Origin of the sequence: Algicella marina (assembly GCF_009931615.1) — a bacterium.
GTDB lineage: Bacteria > Pseudomonadota > Alphaproteobacteria > Rhodobacterales > Rhodobacteraceae > Algicella > Algicella marina.
Genome location: NZ_CP046620.1, coordinates 2,617,139 through 2,633,065, shown reverse-complemented (window position 1 = coordinate 2,633,065; position 15,927 = coordinate 2,617,139). Strand labels below are relative to the sequence as shown.

The 15,927-nt window shown below is 60.4% G+C and carries 15 protein-coding genes and 1 pseudogene; 10 read left to right on the top strand and 6 right to left on the bottom strand.

Annotation, left to right across the window (positions count from 1 at the left end; all coding sequences use genetic code 11):
- Window positions 1-19 precede the first annotated feature (19 nt).
- From GO499_RS13055 to GO499_RS13010, 10 genes are all read left to right on the top strand, one after another.
- On the top strand, window positions 20-562 hold the full coding sequence (locus tag GO499_RS13055) for a tetratricopeptide repeat protein (protein ID WP_161862591.1): 543 nt from the start codon (window positions 20-22) through the stop codon (window positions 560-562).
- A 134-nt stretch (window positions 563-696) separates the two neighbouring features.
- Window positions 697-1,197 (top strand): RNA polymerase sigma factor, encoded by a 501-nt coding sequence (locus GO499_RS13050; RefSeq protein WP_161862590.1) that lies wholly within the window; start codon window positions 697-699, stop codon window positions 1,195-1,197.
- A complete protein-coding gene (locus GO499_RS13045; RefSeq protein ID WP_161862589.1) occupies window positions 1,194-2,006 on the top strand; it encodes an anti-sigma factor family protein in 813 nt (270 codons plus the stop codon). Before GO499_RS13050 ends, GO499_RS13045 begins: the two co-directional genes overlap by 4 nt.
- Before the next feature lie 40 nt (window positions 2,007-2,046).
- Window positions 2,047-2,520 carry an SsrA-binding protein SmpB gene (gene smpB, locus GO499_RS13040; RefSeq protein WP_161862588.1) on the top strand — a complete coding sequence of 158 codons (474 nt, stop codon included), beginning with the start codon at window positions 2,047-2,049 and terminating at the stop codon, window positions 2,518-2,520.
- A 63-nt stretch (window positions 2,521-2,583) separates the two neighbouring features.
- Window positions 2,584-3,633: a LacI family DNA-binding transcriptional regulator gene (locus GO499_RS13035; protein ID WP_161862587.1), complete on the top strand. Its 1,050-nt coding sequence runs from the start codon at window positions 2,584-2,586 to the stop codon at window positions 3,631-3,633.
- A gap of 86 nt (window positions 3,634-3,719) precedes the next feature.
- Window positions 3,720-4,772 carry a LacI family DNA-binding transcriptional regulator gene (locus GO499_RS13030; protein ID WP_161862586.1) on the top strand — a complete coding sequence of 351 codons (1,053 nt, stop codon included), beginning with the start codon at window positions 3,720-3,722 and terminating at the stop codon, window positions 4,770-4,772.
- Window positions 4,772-6,223 (top strand): xylulokinase, encoded by a 1,452-nt coding sequence (xylB, locus tag GO499_RS13025; RefSeq protein WP_161862585.1) that lies wholly within the window; start codon window positions 4,772-4,774, stop codon window positions 6,221-6,223. The genes GO499_RS13030 and xylB overlap by 1 nt, the downstream gene beginning before the upstream one ends.
- Window positions 6,220-7,524 (top strand): xylose isomerase, encoded by a 1,305-nt coding sequence (gene xylA / locus GO499_RS13020; protein ID WP_161862584.1) that lies wholly within the window; start codon window positions 6,220-6,222, stop codon window positions 7,522-7,524. The genes xylB and xylA overlap by 4 nt, the downstream gene beginning before the upstream one ends.
- 17 nt (window positions 7,525-7,541) lie before the next feature.
- The gene (locus GO499_RS13015) at window positions 7,542-8,594 is read left to right on the top strand and encodes a sugar phosphate isomerase/epimerase family protein (RefSeq protein ID WP_161862583.1); all 1,053 of its coding nucleotides are present in this window, start codon (window positions 7,542-7,544) and stop codon (window positions 8,592-8,594) included.
- Window positions 8,595-8,812: 218 nt separating this feature from the next.
- The gene (locus GO499_RS13010; RefSeq protein WP_161862582.1) at window positions 8,813-9,967 is read left to right on the top strand and encodes a Gfo/Idh/MocA family protein; all 1,155 of its coding nucleotides are present in this window, start codon (window positions 8,813-8,815) and stop codon (window positions 9,965-9,967) included.
- A gap of 25 nt (window positions 9,968-9,992) precedes the next feature.
- On the opposite strand, the pseudogene GO499_RS19935 reads toward GO499_RS13010, so the two are convergent.
- The 6 genes and pseudogenes from GO499_RS19935 to GO499_RS12980 form a co-directional block, all read right to left on the bottom strand.
- Window positions 9,993-11,622: pseudogene (locus tag GO499_RS19935) on the bottom strand (D-apionate lactonase family protein).
- A 119-nt stretch (window positions 11,623-11,741) separates the two neighbouring features.
- Complete coding sequence (locus GO499_RS13000; RefSeq protein WP_161862581.1) at window positions 11,742-12,758, bottom strand: Gfo/Idh/MocA family protein; 1,017 nt, start codon at window positions 12,756-12,758, stop codon at window positions 11,742-11,744.
- A 111-nt stretch (window positions 12,759-12,869) separates the two neighbouring features.
- The gene (gene thiD / locus GO499_RS12995; RefSeq protein WP_161862580.1) at window positions 12,870-13,598 is read right to left on the bottom strand and encodes a bifunctional hydroxymethylpyrimidine kinase/phosphomethylpyrimidine kinase; all 729 of its coding nucleotides are present in this window, start codon (window positions 13,596-13,598) and stop codon (window positions 12,870-12,872) included.
- Window positions 13,599-13,600: 2 nt separating this feature from the next.
- Window positions 13,601-14,569 carry a HesA/MoeB/ThiF family protein gene (locus GO499_RS12990; RefSeq protein WP_161862579.1) on the bottom strand — a complete coding sequence of 323 codons (969 nt, stop codon included), beginning with the start codon at window positions 14,567-14,569 and terminating at the stop codon, window positions 13,601-13,603.
- Window positions 14,566-15,159 carry a thiamine phosphate synthase gene (locus GO499_RS12985; protein ID WP_161863975.1) on the bottom strand — a complete coding sequence of 198 codons (594 nt, stop codon included), beginning with the start codon at window positions 15,157-15,159 and terminating at the stop codon, window positions 14,566-14,568. The genes GO499_RS12990 and GO499_RS12985 overlap by 4 nt, the downstream gene beginning before the upstream one ends.
- Complete coding sequence (locus GO499_RS12980; RefSeq protein WP_161862578.1) at window positions 15,159-15,926, bottom strand: thiazole synthase; 768 nt, start codon at window positions 15,924-15,926, stop codon at window positions 15,159-15,161. The genes GO499_RS12985 and GO499_RS12980 overlap by 1 nt, the downstream gene beginning before the upstream one ends.
- Window position 15,927 lies beyond the last annotated feature (1 nt).

Sequence of the window (15,927 nt, the reverse complement as noted above, 5' to 3'; positions counted from 1 at the left end):
CTAACGAAAGGGAACTGACATGACTTTTGCCAAGATTTCCGGCCTCGCAGCCGTCTTCGCCACCACTGCAACAATCGCGTTCGCTGCCGGGTCTGACGACACGACACCGCCGAAACCTACAGCCACGACAACGCAGTGCACGAGCGCGCAGGTTTTCGACCCCAAGACGCGTAAATGCGTGGATGCCCGCGAGAGCAACCTGTCTGACGATCAGCGCTACGAAGCGGCGCGCGAACTTGCCTATGATGGACAGTACGAAAACGCCCTGATTGTCCTCGCTGCCGCCGAAGATCAGAACGACCCGCGCATTCTGAACTACAAGGGTTTTGCCAATCGCAAGGCTGGGCGCATGGACGTCGGTATGTCCTATTACCGCGCGGCGCTCGACCGGAACCCGGACTATGTTCTTGTCCGCTCCTATATGGGCCAGGCGTTTATCCAGCAGGGGGATTTCGACGCTGCCGAGGCGCAGTTGCGAGAGATCAATGCCCGCGGCGGACGTGATACCTGGGCTTACGCATCGCTAAAGATGGCGCTGTCCGGTACGCCGAGCACTTACTGAGCAAAGTCGTGATGATTGCCACGGCAATCGCATTTCAATCGCCGGGGCCATACCTCGGCGGTTGCCAGCACCCTCCCCACTGTGAAACAAGGTTTCGGAACCGGGGAATAGTGGGCTTTGGGGTAGCTGACAAAATGGATGGCGAAAAGGCGTTCCGCGCCAATGTCGTTGCCTTGCTTCCGCAGTTGCGGCGTTTTGCTCTGACGCTGACGCGCAATCGTCCGGATGCTGACGACTTGGTCCAGATTGGGTGTATCAAGGCAATTGAACGGCACACGCAATTTCGGCAGGAAATGCGGCTCGACAGCTGGATGTACACCATACTGCGCAATACGTGGGTGTCCGAAATCCGGAAGCGCAATGTGCGTATGGGCGAAGGTCAGGTCGAGGCAGCAGAAGCGCCCGAGTTGCGGACGGACGTCGACGGCCACGAGGAAACCTATGGCAACCAGATCATTGCTATGGTGATGGCACTGCCAGAAGGCCTTTCCAGCGTTCTTCTGCTGGTGAGCGTGGAAGGGCGAAGCTACAAGGAAACGGCGGAGATCTTGGGCATTCCCATCGGCACCGTGATGAGCAGGATGTCGACTGCGCGCCAGAGGTTGCGCGCCCAACTGGAAGGAGGAGCGAATTGACCGAGTTGAACGATACGCTTCGCGCCCGCTTGAGCGCCTTCCTGGATGGTGAACTCAGTCCCGCGGAAAGTGATGCGGTCGCACTGCTGGCCGAAAAGGATCCTGAGATCGCGGCAGAGCTGGAAAGCCTGCAATCGACCGATGACGCTCTCAAGGCAGCATTTGACGATCTTCTTTCCGAGCCGGTGCCCTTGGATCTCGTGCGCAGCATCGCCGACCCCGAGGAACCATCATCAGCGACGACACCGGAGGCAGCCAACCTTCCGTCCGCGCCGGGCCGCTGGGGATTTGGCGCAATCGCGGCCGGAATTGCGGCTCTGGCCGTCACCGGCCTGCTCTCCGGTTATGCCGGTTATACGCTCGCGCCAGAAAAGACCGTGGTGGCCCAACGGGGGTGGATGGCCGACGTCGCGGATTACCACCGCGTATATGCTCAGGAATCGCGTCATCTCGCGGAAGTTCCGCCGGAAGAGGCTGCCCATATTGTAGAGTGGATTGGCGCACGCACTGGCGTGCCTTTTTCGATCCCCGACCTTTCGGCACAGGGCATCACGTTCGAGGGTGCCCGCCTTCTGGTAGCTGGCGGAAAGCCGGTGGCACAATTGCTCTACAAGGCCGAGGACGGCACGGTCTTTGCGTTGTGTTTCCTGCAAAGCGGCAACGGAGCGACGGATGGCATCGGCAGTACGGATTTTGAGGGGGTAACGATGGCGACGTGGCGAACGGATACAGCTGCCTATGTCTTTGTCGGCCCGGAGGGCAACGAACGCCTGCCGGAACTGGCTGCGGAAGCGGCGGAGCAGGTCTAGCCACTGGACTTGCCCCCGCACCGCGCTTAAATGGGCAGCCATGGCCACGAAACCCAGCAAACCCAACGCCCGCACGATCGCGGAGAACCGCAAGGCACGGTATAACTATGCAATCGAGAGTGATCTCGAATGTGGCATCATGCTCGAAGGCTCCGAGGTCAAATCTCTGAGGGAAGGAAATGCCCAGATCACCGAAAGCTATGCTGAGGTGAAAGAGGGTGAGCTGTGGTTGGTGAATGCACATATCGAAGGCTACGATAAGGCTAAGACCTTCGGCCATGATGAGCGCCGACGCCGCAAGTTGCTGGTTTCGAAGCGGGAACTTTCCCGCCTTTGGAATGCTGTGGGACGCGAGGGTATGACGCTTGTACCGCTGTCCCTTTATTTCAATGGCAAGGGCCTGGCGAAGGTGAAGCTTGGCGTGGCCAAAGGCAAGAAGGTCGCCGACAAGCGCGAGACAGAGAAAAAACGGGATTGGAACCGGCAGAAAACACGGCTGCTGCGTGAGCACTGAGTCTGGATTCTGGCGATCCGCTTCACTAGGCTCACCTGACCACACGCCGTCAGAAGCCAGCAAATGACCAAACGCCCCCGCAGCACCGGACGTACGACAATCGCCGATGTTGCGGCCCGCGCCGGCGTCAGTGCCATTACCGTTTCTCGTGCGCTTCGCACACCTGACAGGGTGCAGGCCGCCACCCGTGCACGCGTGGAGGAAGCAATCCGTGAACTGGACTATCTGCCGGATGCTGCAGCCTCCACGCTGGCCTCCCGCAATTCAAATGTGGTCGGTGTTATCCTGCCTTCTGTTACCAACAAGGTCTTTCTCGGTACGTTGCGGGGCATCTACGATGTTGCCGAAGAGGGTGGCTTGCAGGTTCAGATTTCCAACTCCCGCTACAGTCAGGATGAAGAAGAGCGCTTGCTGAGGATTTTCCTTTCCCAGCGGCCCGCCGGGTTGATCGTAACTGGTATTGACCAGTCTGAAGCAACCCGAAAGCTCCTGCGTTCCGCACCTTGTCCGGTGGTGCAGATCACCGAAACCGGCCCTGATCCGCTCGATATGATGGTGGGCTTCGATCATGCCGCTGCCGGGGCGCTGGCTGCCCGGCACCTGGCAGAGCAGGGTTACAGACGTATCGGTTTTCTTGGGGCGCGTCAGGATCCGCGATCCGTCCGGCGGCAGTCGGGCTTCAGGGATTCGCTTGAACAACTGGGGCTGTTCGATCCTGCCCGCGTGCTCTTCAGCCCCGACCAGTCGTCTGTAGGGCTCGGCTCTCGCCAGTTGCTCGACCTCCTGAGGGTCGACCCGAAGGCCGACGCGGTGCTCTGCAACAACGACGACCTCGCTCTTGGCGCGCTGTTTGCCTGCCAGCGACAGGGGCTGGATGTTCCCAACCGCTTCGGTATCTGCGGTTTCAACGATGTGGAATTTATGGCCTTTACGTCTCCAAGCCTCACCTCCGTCCGTACTCCACGGCGGCAGATCGGCATTCGAGCAATGCGCCTAATAATGGCCCGCATCGACGACCCCGCGGCGGTCTTCGCTCCCGAACATCTCGCCGTTGAACTGTCACAGCGGCGGAGCACCGGCAGAGATGAAGATGCGACGTCGACACCCGGTTAATGAGCAATTTGGTTGCATTCCCGGAGTGATTTGACTAACGTACCTCACAAGGTGGCTAGAATAATAAGCACCACCGGCGGGGAGAGATGCGAAGGCCAACGGTTCACGATATTGCGCGGGTGTCGGGATTCAGTCTTGCGACTGTAGATCGCGTTCTGAATCACCGCTCGGGTGTCAGGCCCGCCACGGTGGAAGCTGTGCAGAAGGTTGTGCAGGACATCGGTTATGTGCGCGACATTTCCGCCGCCAACCTGGCCAGCGGCCGGGTTTATCGCATCGCGTTCATCCTGCCGGAAGGTGACAGCAGCTTTCTGCATTCGCTTTGCACGGAGGTGGAACAGCGCGCTCGGGCAGGCTTGTCGGAGAGGCTGGCAATCACACTCGAACGTGTTCCGCCCTTCGATGGTGCCGCCTTGAGCGAAGCGTTACGCAAGCATTCTGCGGAAACCACCAACAGCGTGGTGATTGTGGGCACGGATCACCCGGAAATCTCATTGGAGATCGAACGCCTTGCTGGCGAAGGAGTCCCGACGCTTACGCTCATTTCTGATCTGCCAGGCAGTGGCCGCAAGCACTATATTGGTATCGCAAATACCATGGCAGGTCGCGCCGCCGCCTCGCTGTTGGGACGGTTTACTGCCGGTGAGAGCAGAGCCAAAATCGCCGTACTGGCAGGCTCGCTGCGGTTGAGGGATCACCAGGACAGGTTGCGCGGTTTCGAGGCCGTTCTGTCCAACGAATTTCCAAGTTCTGCTGTCGTCGCGGTCCTGGAAGGCCAGGACGATGAAAAACGCGCTGCCGGCCTCTTGGGTGAATGCCTCAAGCAACACCCTGATCTTGCCGGAATCTACAGCCTCGGGGCTGGCACTCGTGGCGTCGTTGCGGCGCTTCTCAGCACCTCTGCCCGCCCGAAAGTCATTGCGCATGAATTGACAGGCACGGCACGTACGGCTCTCCGCGAAGGTATGTTCGACGCCGTGATCCATCAAAGCACCCGGCGGGAGGTCGATGCTTGCATTCGACTGTCCCGTTCACTGATTGACGGTACGCCAGTTGATCCGCTTGACGCCGAAATCCGAACGGAAATCTTCCTTCGCGATACGATCCCGCCTCTAATTGAAACAGAAAGCAAACTTTGATGTATCTTGGCCTCGATCTTGGGACGTCCGGCCTGAAGGCTGTCCTGATCGACGAAAATCAGGTCGTGGCAGCCTCTGCCACCGCGCCTCTTGCAGTGAAGCGCCCGCATCCCGGCTGGTCCGAACAGGACCCCTGGGACTGGATCACGGCGGCCGAAGCCGTGCTGAGTGAATTGCAGACCGAACACCCCAATTTGCTGGCCGCTGTCGCTGGCATAGGACTTTCCGGTCAGATGCATGGAGCAACCGTTCTTGATTCTACCGATAAGCCACTGCGCCCTGCGATCCTCTGGAATGACACCCGATCCCACAAGGAAGCGGCGGAACTGGACGCCGATCCACGGTTTCGGTCCATTACTGGAAACATCGTGTTCCCAGGCTTCACGGCGCCCAAACTCGCCTGGATGAGAACGAATGAGCCCGAGCTTTTTTCCAAGGCAGCGCGTGTGCTGCTACCCAAGGACTATCTTCGTCTTTGGCTGACGGGAGAGTCCGTTTCGGACATGTCAGACAGCGCCGGCACCAGTTGGCTCGACGTTGGCGCCCGTGCGTGGTCGAGCGAACTGCTTGGTGCGACAGACCTGTCGGAGGCGCACATGCCGCGCCTTGTCGAAGGTACGGAAGTTTCCGGTACGTTGCGCCCAGATCTCGCGAGTCGGTTCGGGATGCAGCGAGCCGTCGTTGCCGGTGGTGGTGGTGACAATGCAGCGTCAGCCGTCGGTATGGGCACAGTCACGCCCGATGCCGGGTTTGTCTCGCTTGGCACTTCGGGTGTCGTGTTCGTGTCCAACGCCCGCTTTTCGCCTGATCCGGCCAGCGCCGTGCACGCCTTCTGTCACTCCGTACCCGGACAATGGCACCAGATGGGTGTCATTCTCTCTGCGACCGACACACTCAATTGGTTCTCGGGTCTTGTCGGCCAGGAAGCCGCGAAGCTTGTCGATGGGCTGGGTTCAGAACTGAACGGCCCGACCGGCCTCACTTGCCTCCCCTACCTCGCCGGCGAACGGACTCCGCATAATGATGCAGAAATTCGCGGCGCTTTCGTTGGTTTGGGACATGAAACGGACGCCGGCGTGATGACCGAGGCTGTTCTCGAGGGCATAAGTTTCGCGCTTGCTGACAACCTCGCGGCGCTTTCATCTGCCGGGGCGGCACCGCGACGGCTCATGGCAGTCGGCGGCGGTTCCCGCTCATCGCTCTGGTTGAAGATGCTCGCAACGATCCTGGACATGCCCATTGACGTGCCGCAGGACGGTGACTTCGGGGGCGCATTCGGGGCGGCCCGGCTTGGCCTGATCGCCGCCACCGGCGCTTCTGTCACCGATGTCTGTACGCCGCCGCCGGTCGCGGCAAGCATTGATCCCGTCGCTTCCCTCTCGGAGGCTTACAAATCCGCATATGCACGCTATCGCGCACTCTATCCTGCCGTGAAAGGACTACCCAGATGACCACCGGATTTTTTGGAGACATCACCCCTATCCAATACGAAGGGCCTGACAGCACCAACGAACTTGCATATCGCCACTACAATCCCGAAGAAGTGGTCTTGGGCAAGACGTTGAAAGAACACCTGCGTTTTGCCGTCGCCTATTGGCACAGCCTTGTCTGGCCCGGTGGCGACCCGTTCGGCGGCCAGACTTTCGAACGGCCGTGGTACGGAGACACACTTGACCACGCGCGCCGGAAGGCCGACGTGGCGTTCGAGATGTTCTCGCTGCTTGGTGCACCATATTTCTGCTTCCACGATGCAGACATCCGCCCTGAAGGCACCGACTTCGCCGAGAATACATCCAACCTGAACGCAATTGTCGACTATTTCGGACCGAAGATGGAGGAGACCGGCACGAAGCTGCTCTGGGGCACGGCCAACCTGTTCTCTCACCGCCGCTACATGTCCGGCGCGGCCACAAATCCGGACCCTGAGGTCTTCGCATTTGCTGCGGCGACGGTGAAGACGTGCATCGACGCCACCCATCGGCTCGGTGGCGAGAACTATGTCCTCTGGGGCGGACGGGAAGGCTACGAAACGCTGCTCAACACCGACATTGGCCGCGAGGATGCGCAAGCAGGTCGTTTCCTCAACATGGTCGTGGACTACAAGCACAAGATCGGCTTCAGGGGCACGATCCTGATCGAGCCAAAGCCTCAGGAGCCGACCAAACATCAGTACGATTACGATGTCGCCACCGTCTATGGGTTCCTAAAGCGTCACGGACTGGAAAACGAGGTGAAGTTGAACATCGAGCAGGGTCACGCGATCCTCGCCGGCCACAGTTTCGAGCACGAGTTGCACCTCGCCCGTGCCCTCGGCATCCTCGGTTCGATCGACATGAACCGCAACGACTACCAGTCTGGCTGGGATACGGACCAGTTCCCGAACAACGTGCCGGAAATGGCACTGGCCTATTACGAGATCCTGAAGAATGGCGGGCTCGGTACGGGCGGAACCAATTTCGATTCCAAGCTTCGGCGCCAATCCATCGATCCGCAGGACTTGCTGATCGGGCACATCGGCGGCATGGATTGCTGCGCCCGCGGCCTCAAGGCGGCGGCGGCAATGCTGGAAGACGGTGCACTGGAGACGCCACTCAAGGCCCGCTATGCGGGCTGGGACGATGGCATTGGCACCGAGATCCAGGCAGGAATGGACCTCGAGAGTCTTGCCGCGAAGGTCGAGGGCGGCATCAACCCGCAGCCGGTTTCCGGACGGCAGGAAGCGCTGGAGAATATCGTCAACCGCTACGTCTGAAGAAAGGGAATGCAGCCATGAAAACGATCAAGGGCCCCGGCCTCTTCCTCGCCCAATTTGCAGGCGACGAAGCCCCGTTCAACAGCTGGGACGCCATCACCAAGTGGGCGGCCGACTGCGGCTATCTGGGCGTGCAGCTGCCGAGCTGGGACGGCCGGCTCTTCGATCTCGCCAAAGCCGCGGACTCGCAGGACTACTGCGACGAAATCCTCGGCACGGCGAAGGCCAACGGCGTGGAGGTGACGGAGCTGTCCACGCATCTTCAGGGCCAGCTCGTTGCGGTTCACCCCGCCTACGACACGGCCTTCGACGGCTTCGCTGCCGAGAGTGTGCACGGCAACCCGGCCGCCCGGCAGGAATGGGCGGTCGCGCAGGTGAAACTGGCGCTCACCGCCAGCAAGCGGATGGGCCTGACGGAAATGGCCTCCTTCTCGGGTGCGCTGGCCTGGCCATACGTCTACCCGTGGCCGCAGCGCCCCGCAGGGCTCGTGGAAGCGGCGTTCGACGAACTCGCCAAACGCTGGCGCCCGATCCTCGACCATGCCGAGGCCTGCGGGGTGGACATCTGCTACGAGATCCACCCGGGCGAGGACCTGCACGACGGCATCACCTACGAGATGTTCCTCGAACGCGTGAACAACCACGCCCGCGCCAACATGCTGTACGATCCCAGCCACTACGTGCTGCAGCATCTAGACTATCTCGACAATATCGACATCTACAAGGACCGGATCCGCATGTTCCACGTCAAGGACGCGGAACTGAACCCAACGGGCCGCCAGGGCGTCTATGGCGGCTACCAGAGCTGGGTCGACCGCGCGGGCCGCTTCCGCTCGCTCGGCGACGGGCAGGTCGATTTCAAGGCGATCTTCGCCAAGATGGCCGCCAACGATTTCGCGGGCTGGGCCGTGGTCGAATGGGAATGCGCCCTGAAACACCCCGAGGACGGGGCCCGCGAAGGCGCGCAGTTCGTCAAGGACCAGATCATCCGCGTCACCGATCACGCCTTCGACGATTTTGCCGGCGGCGGTGCGGACGATGCGGCAAACCGGAAGATGCTCGGCCTGTGACCATCATCTTTCCGCAAATATCCACTGCGACGCGGGAACCCGGCGTGGCGCCGGAGGGTAGATGCCTCCGGCGGGGATATTTTAAGAAAAATGAAAGATTTTTCAGCAAACGTGAAGGCGCGGTACAGGCTGGGAAGCCGATGGCCGTGAAAGATGAAGGAGACGGCGCTTTCCGGCGATAACGCGGGGAAGCGTCGTTGCATTTCGGGGAGGGGAACATGAGTAACAAACGGATACGTCTCGGCATGGTCGGCGGCGGGCGCGATGCGTTCATCGGCGGCGTGCATCGCATCGCCGCGCGGATCGACGACCGGTTCGACCTTGTCGCCGGCGCACTGTCGTCGACGCCGGAGAAGGCGCGTGCGTCCGGAGAGGATCTGGGGCTCGCTGCGGACCGGATCTATGATGACTACGATGCAATGGCTGCGAAAGAGGCCGATCGTGACGATGGTATCGAAGCTGTGTCTGTCGTCACCCCCAACCACATGCACTTCCCGGCAGCGAAGGCTTTCCTCATGTGCGGCATTCATGTCATTTGTGACAAGCCGCTGACGTCCAGTCTTGCTGACGCCAAGGCCCTTGCGGAGGCGGCCGCGAATAGTGATGCGCTGTTCATTCTCACTCACAATTATACCGGCTATCCGATGATCCGGCAGGCGCGGGAGATGGTCGCGACAGGTGCTCTGGGCCGGCTTCGGGTGGTACAGGTTGAGTATGCGCAGGATTGGCTGAGTGCGGATCTTGAAGCCAGCGGCCAGAAACAAGCTGGATGGCGTACCGATCCTGCCCGTTCCGGCGCCGGGGGTTCTACCGGCGATATCGGCAGCCATGCTTTCAATCTCGCATGCTTCGTTACCGGCCTTGAGGTGGAGGAATTGGCTGCCGATCTGGACGCTTTCGTGCCCGGCCGACGGGTTGATGACAACGGACATGTCATGTTGAGGTTCTCGGGAGGCGCCAAGGGCATGCTCTGGTGCAGTCAGGTTGCACCTGGCAACGAAAACGCCCTACGCTTGCGTGTATATGGCGAGAAGGGCGGGTTGGAATGGTCGCAGGAAGATCCGAACTACCTTTGGTACACCCCGCTGGGTGAGCCCAAACGCCTGCTTACACGAGCCGGCGCCGGTGCCGGAGAGGCTGCTGCCAGGGTATCCCGCATTCCCGGTGGCCACCCGGAGGGATACCTGGAAGGGTTCGCCACAATCTACAACGAGGCCGCCGATGCCATTCAGGCCCGACGGGACGGACGGCCGGTTCCTTCCGAATGCCTGTATCCTACGATAGCAGATGGGGTGGACGGGCTGCGTTTCATTGAAGGGTGTGTTGCATCCTCGCAAGCGAATGGAACGTGGATTCGACTAGCAGATCTCTGATAATCCGGGCCTTACAGAGAAGATTTTACCGGGTTGAACCGAGCTGTTGGTCGACGCGCCACGCATAGGGTGGCAGGCCGTCCAAGTTTGCCTGCGTGAGGTTCGCGACCAATTCCACTTTGCCGACATGCAAACTCGCGACACCTTGGTCGATCCGGGAGGAGTGAACAGGAAGTCCGGCCAGCCCGGAGAGGGCTTTCAGTGCCTCGGTGACGGGCCAGCTACCGTCCTCCGCAACGACGCCTCGGGGACCGTAGAGGAACGCCAGTGTCCACACGGTGACACCGGCTGGAGCCAGGGCTGCTGCGAGGCCTATGCAATAACTGGCTCCGAAACGCGCGCGATGGCGCTGGTCGTCATCTGTCAAGCACAGGCGTTTGCTTGATGGTTTGGGAATGGTGCGGTTGCCGTACGGATTCTGGCGCATGGCGATCGTGGCGGGTCCGATGCGATAGTCCCGGTCGCCGATGTTGACGCGGGCAGAACGGGTTATGTGCGGGATCGCCTCCAGCGTCTCCATGACCGACAGGTCGTCGGCGGCGTGGACGATGGGCCATAGTCCGTGGCTTACGAAATCCAGCATCTCAATTGGAGGTCGCTTGCGATTAAGTTCGGGGAAAAAGCTGACCATTTCGCCGCCCGGCTTCACTTCGGGAAACGCCTTGGTTGCAGCCGCATGAATGGTCGCAGGGGGGCGCAGGGCGTCCAGTCGGATCCGGGCGGCGTTGAACTGCGAACCACCGACGGACAGATCAGTATACTGGCCGGACTGAAGCCGGAGCCGGCAAGGAGGGATGCAATGTGCGGCATTCCCACAAACGGATCGTCCTGCCCCAGGCAGACAAGTTCGAGATCGAATTCCGTGTCCGTGCAGGCGGCTTGCGCGGCGGCGAACGCGGCAAACTGCGGAGTTGCGTCTCCGACCGTCGTATCCAGCTGACAAAGGAGACGCTGTGGTGAGACCACAGCCAGATCTTCTGGGTGGTCGGCAAGGCGCCACGCGTCCTCTGGTGTGATCACCAGCGCAGTTTGAGGAAAAAGCGCTTCGCTCTCTGAGGGATGTGCCTCCGCTACCACGGCTTCAGCACCGGAGGGAGCCCAATTCAGTGTGACTGTCTGCTCCAGCAACTCACCATCGGCGATCCGATATGGCCAAGGCTTTGCCAGAGGACGGTTGTAGGCTTTGAAGGAAGCATCCCCCCACTGGCGTTGATCTTCCATTTCAAACGTGTCGCCCGAGAAGGTGCATGTGACGCGATTGCTTCCGGCGATGTGGGAGATCGACGTAATATCGACGAAGGGTTGTCAGAGGGCGATCAATTCGGAGAACACCAAATCCTCGTTCGAGCCATCGCTGTGGCCGACGCGAATATGGTGCCGCGCGACGCCATTGATCGGGTGGAGTACTGAGAAGCCTGAACGGTTGGTCTCAAACGTGCCCGCCGCCCGGCCGACAGCGGAACGTTGCATCTCCTCGGCATCGACAGTGAGCGCTACCGTCACATCCAGCCGGCCATCACCATTTTGTAAGCTGCATCATAGGTCAGCCGAAGGCCTGTCGGCGTTTGGCTGATCTGTTCGTTGTCTATGTTAGGGTACAGTGTGCCCCAGTCCCGGTCACGGACGACGAAGGCGATTGCGCGGATAGCTTCCAAGCCTTGAAGATTGTTATGGCGAAGGCCGCCGGCCTCAAGTGTGAAAGATCACGGCGGCACGGCAAACATCCGGCGCGGCACCGGAGGCTCTTTCGTGCCGAACAATTCGGAGTACTTTGTCATAGCTCATCAAGCGTTACGGTCCGGCCCTCGGCCGCGGATAGGTAAGCGGCCTCCACGAGCGCCAGCGTCTGCAGGTTGTCGGAGCCAGAAGTCTCCGGTTCTCTCCCGGCAGCGATGCAATCCGTGAAATGCTGCTGAATTGTCAGCACGCTCTCCTGGATATTGTGCCACGGCTTCTCCGCCCACGGCAGTACCGGAGGGGAGACATCCTGCACATCCTCACCGTCTGATTGCACCGTCAGCCGATAGCCGGCGTCCAGTCGCAGCGTGCCTTCCGTTCCGTCGATTTCCAGCAATGTCTGGGGGAACGTCTCGGGCATTCTTCGGGTGGCATAGGAACAGTCGACGACACTGGTTGCACCGGCAATGTGGCTGAGAAGCATCGTTGCCACATCTTCCCCCCTTATCTTGGGATTTATCCGCTTCGTAGTTGCGGTGATACGTTCGGCATTGCCGAGGAAGGCGCGGGCGATATCGAGAATGTGGATCCCGAGATCCTCGATGATGAATCGCTTTCCCTCCGCAAGATAGGGCTGGCCGGTGAAAACGTCGTACCCGGAACGGAAACTGAAACGACCGAAGAATGGCGTGCCGATCCGGCCAGATCGCACAATAGAGAGCGCCGCTCGAATGGGAGACTGCCAGCGGAAGTTTTCATGAACCATCATCGTTCTCTGCGCCTCGGCAGCGGCGGAGACCATGGCGCGGGCGTCATCCAAGTTTTCGGCGAAAGGCTTTTGGCAGATAATATGGACGCCGGCTCTGGCGGCCATTTCTACCAGCGTCCTGTGAGACGGCGCAGTGGTCGCAATGTCAACAAAATCGAAGCCCGCATCCTTGAACATAGCCTCTGCATCGAAGTAGGTCCGTGCGATGTTGAAATCGGTGGCACTTTGTACGAGGCGTTGTTCATCGCGGTCGCACAAGGCAACAATTTCCGCCCCCTCGATATCTCGCCATGCGTGCAACTGGTTCTGCGCAAAGAATCCGCAGCCGATTAGGGCACCTTTCATGCTTCCTCCCACATATGCGGACTTTGTTGCCGGGTTCAGTTGCCGGAGTCCATTGGCCCGATCAATGGCCATACAGAAGCGAAAGACAAGGGCAGTATCGGGATCGGGATGTCAGTTTTCCTGCACTTTCCTGAGCCATTTATGGACCTGAGCGATGGCCAGTTCGCAGGCGTTGGTCAGGTCGCGTTGCATCGTCAGATGGCAGGCAATGGCGGTCGCAAGATGGCAACCGGTGCCGCGCCTGCCGAAGCTCAGTCTCTTGTGGCAAAACACGTCATGTCCGCTGGCTTGGAAAAGGCGGTCCGAGACAATGGGAGCATCACCGTGCCCGTCCTTGACCAGCACCGCCTGAGGACCCAAGGCAAGAATGGCCTCGGCTTGTCGCCGAATTTCCAGCGGCGTGGCAGCCTGTGGCAAGTTCGAGAGAGTTGCCGCCTCCGGCAGATTCGGCGTGATTATCGTAGCGCGTTGCAGAAGTTGATCGGGCAGGCTGCCCCTCATCAGGCAACCATTGGAACTGGACTTGAAGACCGGGTCGATCACCACCGGCAATTGATGGTCCGCGAGTGCCTCGACGACAACGCTGGCGATGCTGGCGGAACCGAGCATCCCGATCTTGACCGAGCAGGGTTCGCCGGAATCGAAAGCTGCTTTGATCTGCAGCCGGACAACCTCCTCCGGCATCAACTCGGTCGCAATCAGTGCTCCATTCGTCTGGACGGTTACGGCGGTCACGACTGGCAGCACTTCGCAACCGATGGAATGCGCCGCGGCAGTGTCCCGGGTAAGGCCGGCGCCGCCGCTGCTGTCGGTTCCACCGATGATGATGATCTCTGGCATGCTCAGGCCGAGGCAGACGAGGCAATCAACGCCAGGTGTTCGTGGCCTGACAAAGCGAGTGCAGACGCAGCCCGGGAGGCACGCAGGCCGGAAGCGCAGCACAGAACAGTTCGCCGGGAAGCTGACGGGGGTAGATCGACCACGGTCTCGGGCGCAATGCGGATGGCAGTGGGGCTGAACGGTTCCGGGGCTTCGGTCGCTGAGCGGAGCTCGATGACCAAATCCTCCGCCGTTAGCATCGCGGCTGCGATAAACGGAATACTGTTTTCCGGCTCTGGCGTCCCACGAAAGGTGAACCCCCCAAAGCGATAGCCGGCGAGGTCAAGTGTTACGATGCGGCCAAGCACCGTGCTTTTCAGGCCCAGCAGTATGTGAATTGTCATTTGTGCCTGCAACGCACCGATCGTTCCCACGACTGGGCCCAACACACCGTCGGTGCTGCAGTTTCCGGCTTTAGCCGGCAATTCGGGGAATAAGGCTCGCACCGAGGGAGCATCGCCACAAAAGCCGCCGACATAACCGGACTGCCCCAAAACGCTGGCTGATACGAGTGGCGTGCCCGTGGCCCTGCAGGCATCGGACAGGATATACGTTACCGCGAAGCTGTCTGCGGCATCGATGACGACATCCGCATCGGTGGCAAGCTGCGGCGCCGCCGTGGGACCGAGAGGTTGCGCAAGAGCCGTTATCATCACGTCGGGGTTGGTGGAGCGTACGAAATCAGCAGCCACGTCTGCCTTGGCTCGGCCGATGTCGTCCATCCGGTAGAGTGGCTGGCGGTGCAGATTGCTCTCTTCCACGATGTCGGGATCCAGCAGCGTTATCTGTCCGACACCGGCACCGGCGAGGTATTGCAATACAGGACAACCAAGGCCGCCGGCGCCTACGACGGCGACATGCGACCGACAGAGCCTGGCCTGGCCTTCACTGCCCACTTCAGGCAGCTTCATCTGGCGGGCATAGCGGCTCATGACTCGCAAACCTTCAACCATTCGTCGATCCGTTTTCCGGGGTCACTGGCCTGTTGGATATCAGTGACGACTGCGACACTGTCCGCTCCAGCCGTAAAGACGGCAGATGCTCTTTCCGGCGTCAGCCCGCCAATCGCGACCAGCGGCGTTTTGCCCACGCGACGTTTCCATTCGGCCACGCGATCCAGGCCTTGAGCCCCCCACTTCATCTTCTTTAGCAGTGTGGGATAGACAGGGCCGAGTGCGACATAGGCCGGGTCCTGCTCAAGCGCCCGATCCAGCTCCGCCTCGTCATGGGTCGACAGGCCAAAGCGAATGCCTGCCCGACGCAGGGCCGGGAAATCGGCGTTATCCATGTCTTCCTGGCCCAAGTGGACGTAATCGCAGTGCAGATCGATCGCGATTTGCCAGTAGTCATTGACGACGAGTTGGGCACCATGGACTGCGCACACATCGCGTGCCCTGGCGATCTGATAGCGAACGTCGGTCTCGGGGCGGTCCTTGATCCGCAGTTGCACAAGTCTTACCCCCATTGGCACCAGCAGCTCCAGTCGGCCAACGTCGCCGACAATGAGATAGAACCGTTCCATCATGTCAGTACTGCCATCCCAAGTGTCGGGGTGGATGGTATCGCCATGTCGCGGCTTTCCATCGGGTCCGCCTTGTACGCGGTGCGGCCGGCTTCGACGGCTAATGCCATCGCCCGGGCCATCGCCGCCGGATCGCCCGCCTTTGCCACTGCCGTGTTCAGCAGAACGGCATCCATACCTAGCTCCATCGCCTGAGCCGCGTGCGAGGGGCGGCCAATTCCCGCATCGACGACCAACGGAAGGCCGGGAAAGTGAGCCCGCATGGCACGGAGTGCGTCCGAATTGCGCAGCCCTTGACCGGAACCGATCGGCGCTCCCCATGGCATAAGCACCTCGCAGCCGGCTTCGACCAGTTTCTCGCCGACGATCAGATCTTCGGTGGTGTAGGGAAAAACCTGAAAGCCTTCCTGAACAAGGATGCGGGCAGCTTCGACGAGACCGAAGACATCCGGCTGCAGGGTGTCGGCGTGGCCGATGACTTCCAACTTGATCCAGGACGTTCCAAACAAATCCCGGGCCAATTTGGCAGTTGTAACGGCTTCGCCGACACTGTGGCAGCCTGCTGTATTGGGAAGGACGCGCACACCCGATGACTGAATGGATTGCCAGAAATGCGCGCCGCTGCCTTCGGCGGTTTCACGGCGTAGTGATACGGTGACAAGATCGGAGCCGCTTGCCTTGATTGCGTTTTCCAGAACAGTTGGAGAGGGGTACTGGGCAGTTCCCAGAAAGAGGCGTGAGGCAAGTTCTGTGCCGTAGACTTCCATC

What these genes read in the sequence shown, in the direction of transcription:
- xylA (WP_161862584.1), top strand. Translation starts at nt 6,220, where the DNA reads ATGACCACCGGATTTTTTGGAGACATCACCCCTATCCAATACGAAGGG.
- GO499_RS13050 (WP_161862590.1), top strand. Translation starts at nt 697, where the DNA reads ATGGATGGCGAAAAGGCGTTCCGCGCCAATGTCGTTGCCTTGCTTCCG.
- GO499_RS12980 (WP_161862578.1), bottom strand. Translation starts at nt 15,926, where the DNA reads ATGGAAGTCTACGGCACAGAACTTGCCTCACGCCTCTTTCTGGGAACT.
- GO499_RS13015 (WP_161862583.1), top strand. Translation starts at nt 7,542, where the DNA reads ATGAAAACGATCAAGGGCCCCGGCCTCTTCCTCGCCCAATTTGCAGGC.
- GO499_RS13000 (WP_161862581.1), bottom strand. Translation starts at nt 12,758, where the DNA reads ATGAAAGGTGCCCTAATCGGCTGCGGATTCTTTGCGCAGAACCAGTTG.
- GO499_RS13055 (WP_161862591.1), top strand. Translation starts at nt 20, where the DNA reads ATGACTTTTGCCAAGATTTCCGGCCTCGCAGCCGTCTTCGCCACCACT.
- GO499_RS13010 (WP_161862582.1), top strand. Translation starts at nt 8,813, where the DNA reads ATGAGTAACAAACGGATACGTCTCGGCATGGTCGGCGGCGGGCGCGAT.
- GO499_RS12990 (WP_161862579.1), bottom strand. Translation starts at nt 14,569, where the DNA reads ATGAGCCGCTATGCCCGCCAGATGAAGCTGCCTGAAGTGGGCAGTGAA.
- thiD (WP_161862580.1), bottom strand. Translation starts at nt 13,598, where the DNA reads ATGCCAGAGATCATCATCATCGGTGGAACCGACAGCAGCGGCGGCGCC.
- GO499_RS13030 (WP_161862586.1), top strand. Translation starts at nt 3,720, where the DNA reads ATGCGAAGGCCAACGGTTCACGATATTGCGCGGGTGTCGGGATTCAGT.
- GO499_RS13035 (WP_161862587.1), top strand. Translation starts at nt 2,584, where the DNA reads ATGACCAAACGCCCCCGCAGCACCGGACGTACGACAATCGCCGATGTT.
- smpB (WP_161862588.1), top strand. Translation starts at nt 2,047, where the DNA reads ATGGCCACGAAACCCAGCAAACCCAACGCCCGCACGATCGCGGAGAAC.
- GO499_RS12985 (WP_161863975.1), bottom strand. Translation starts at nt 15,159, where the DNA reads ATGGAACGGTTCTATCTCATTGTCGGCGACGTTGGCCGACTGGAGCTG.
- xylB (WP_161862585.1), top strand. Translation starts at nt 4,772, where the DNA reads ATGTATCTTGGCCTCGATCTTGGGACGTCCGGCCTGAAGGCTGTCCTG.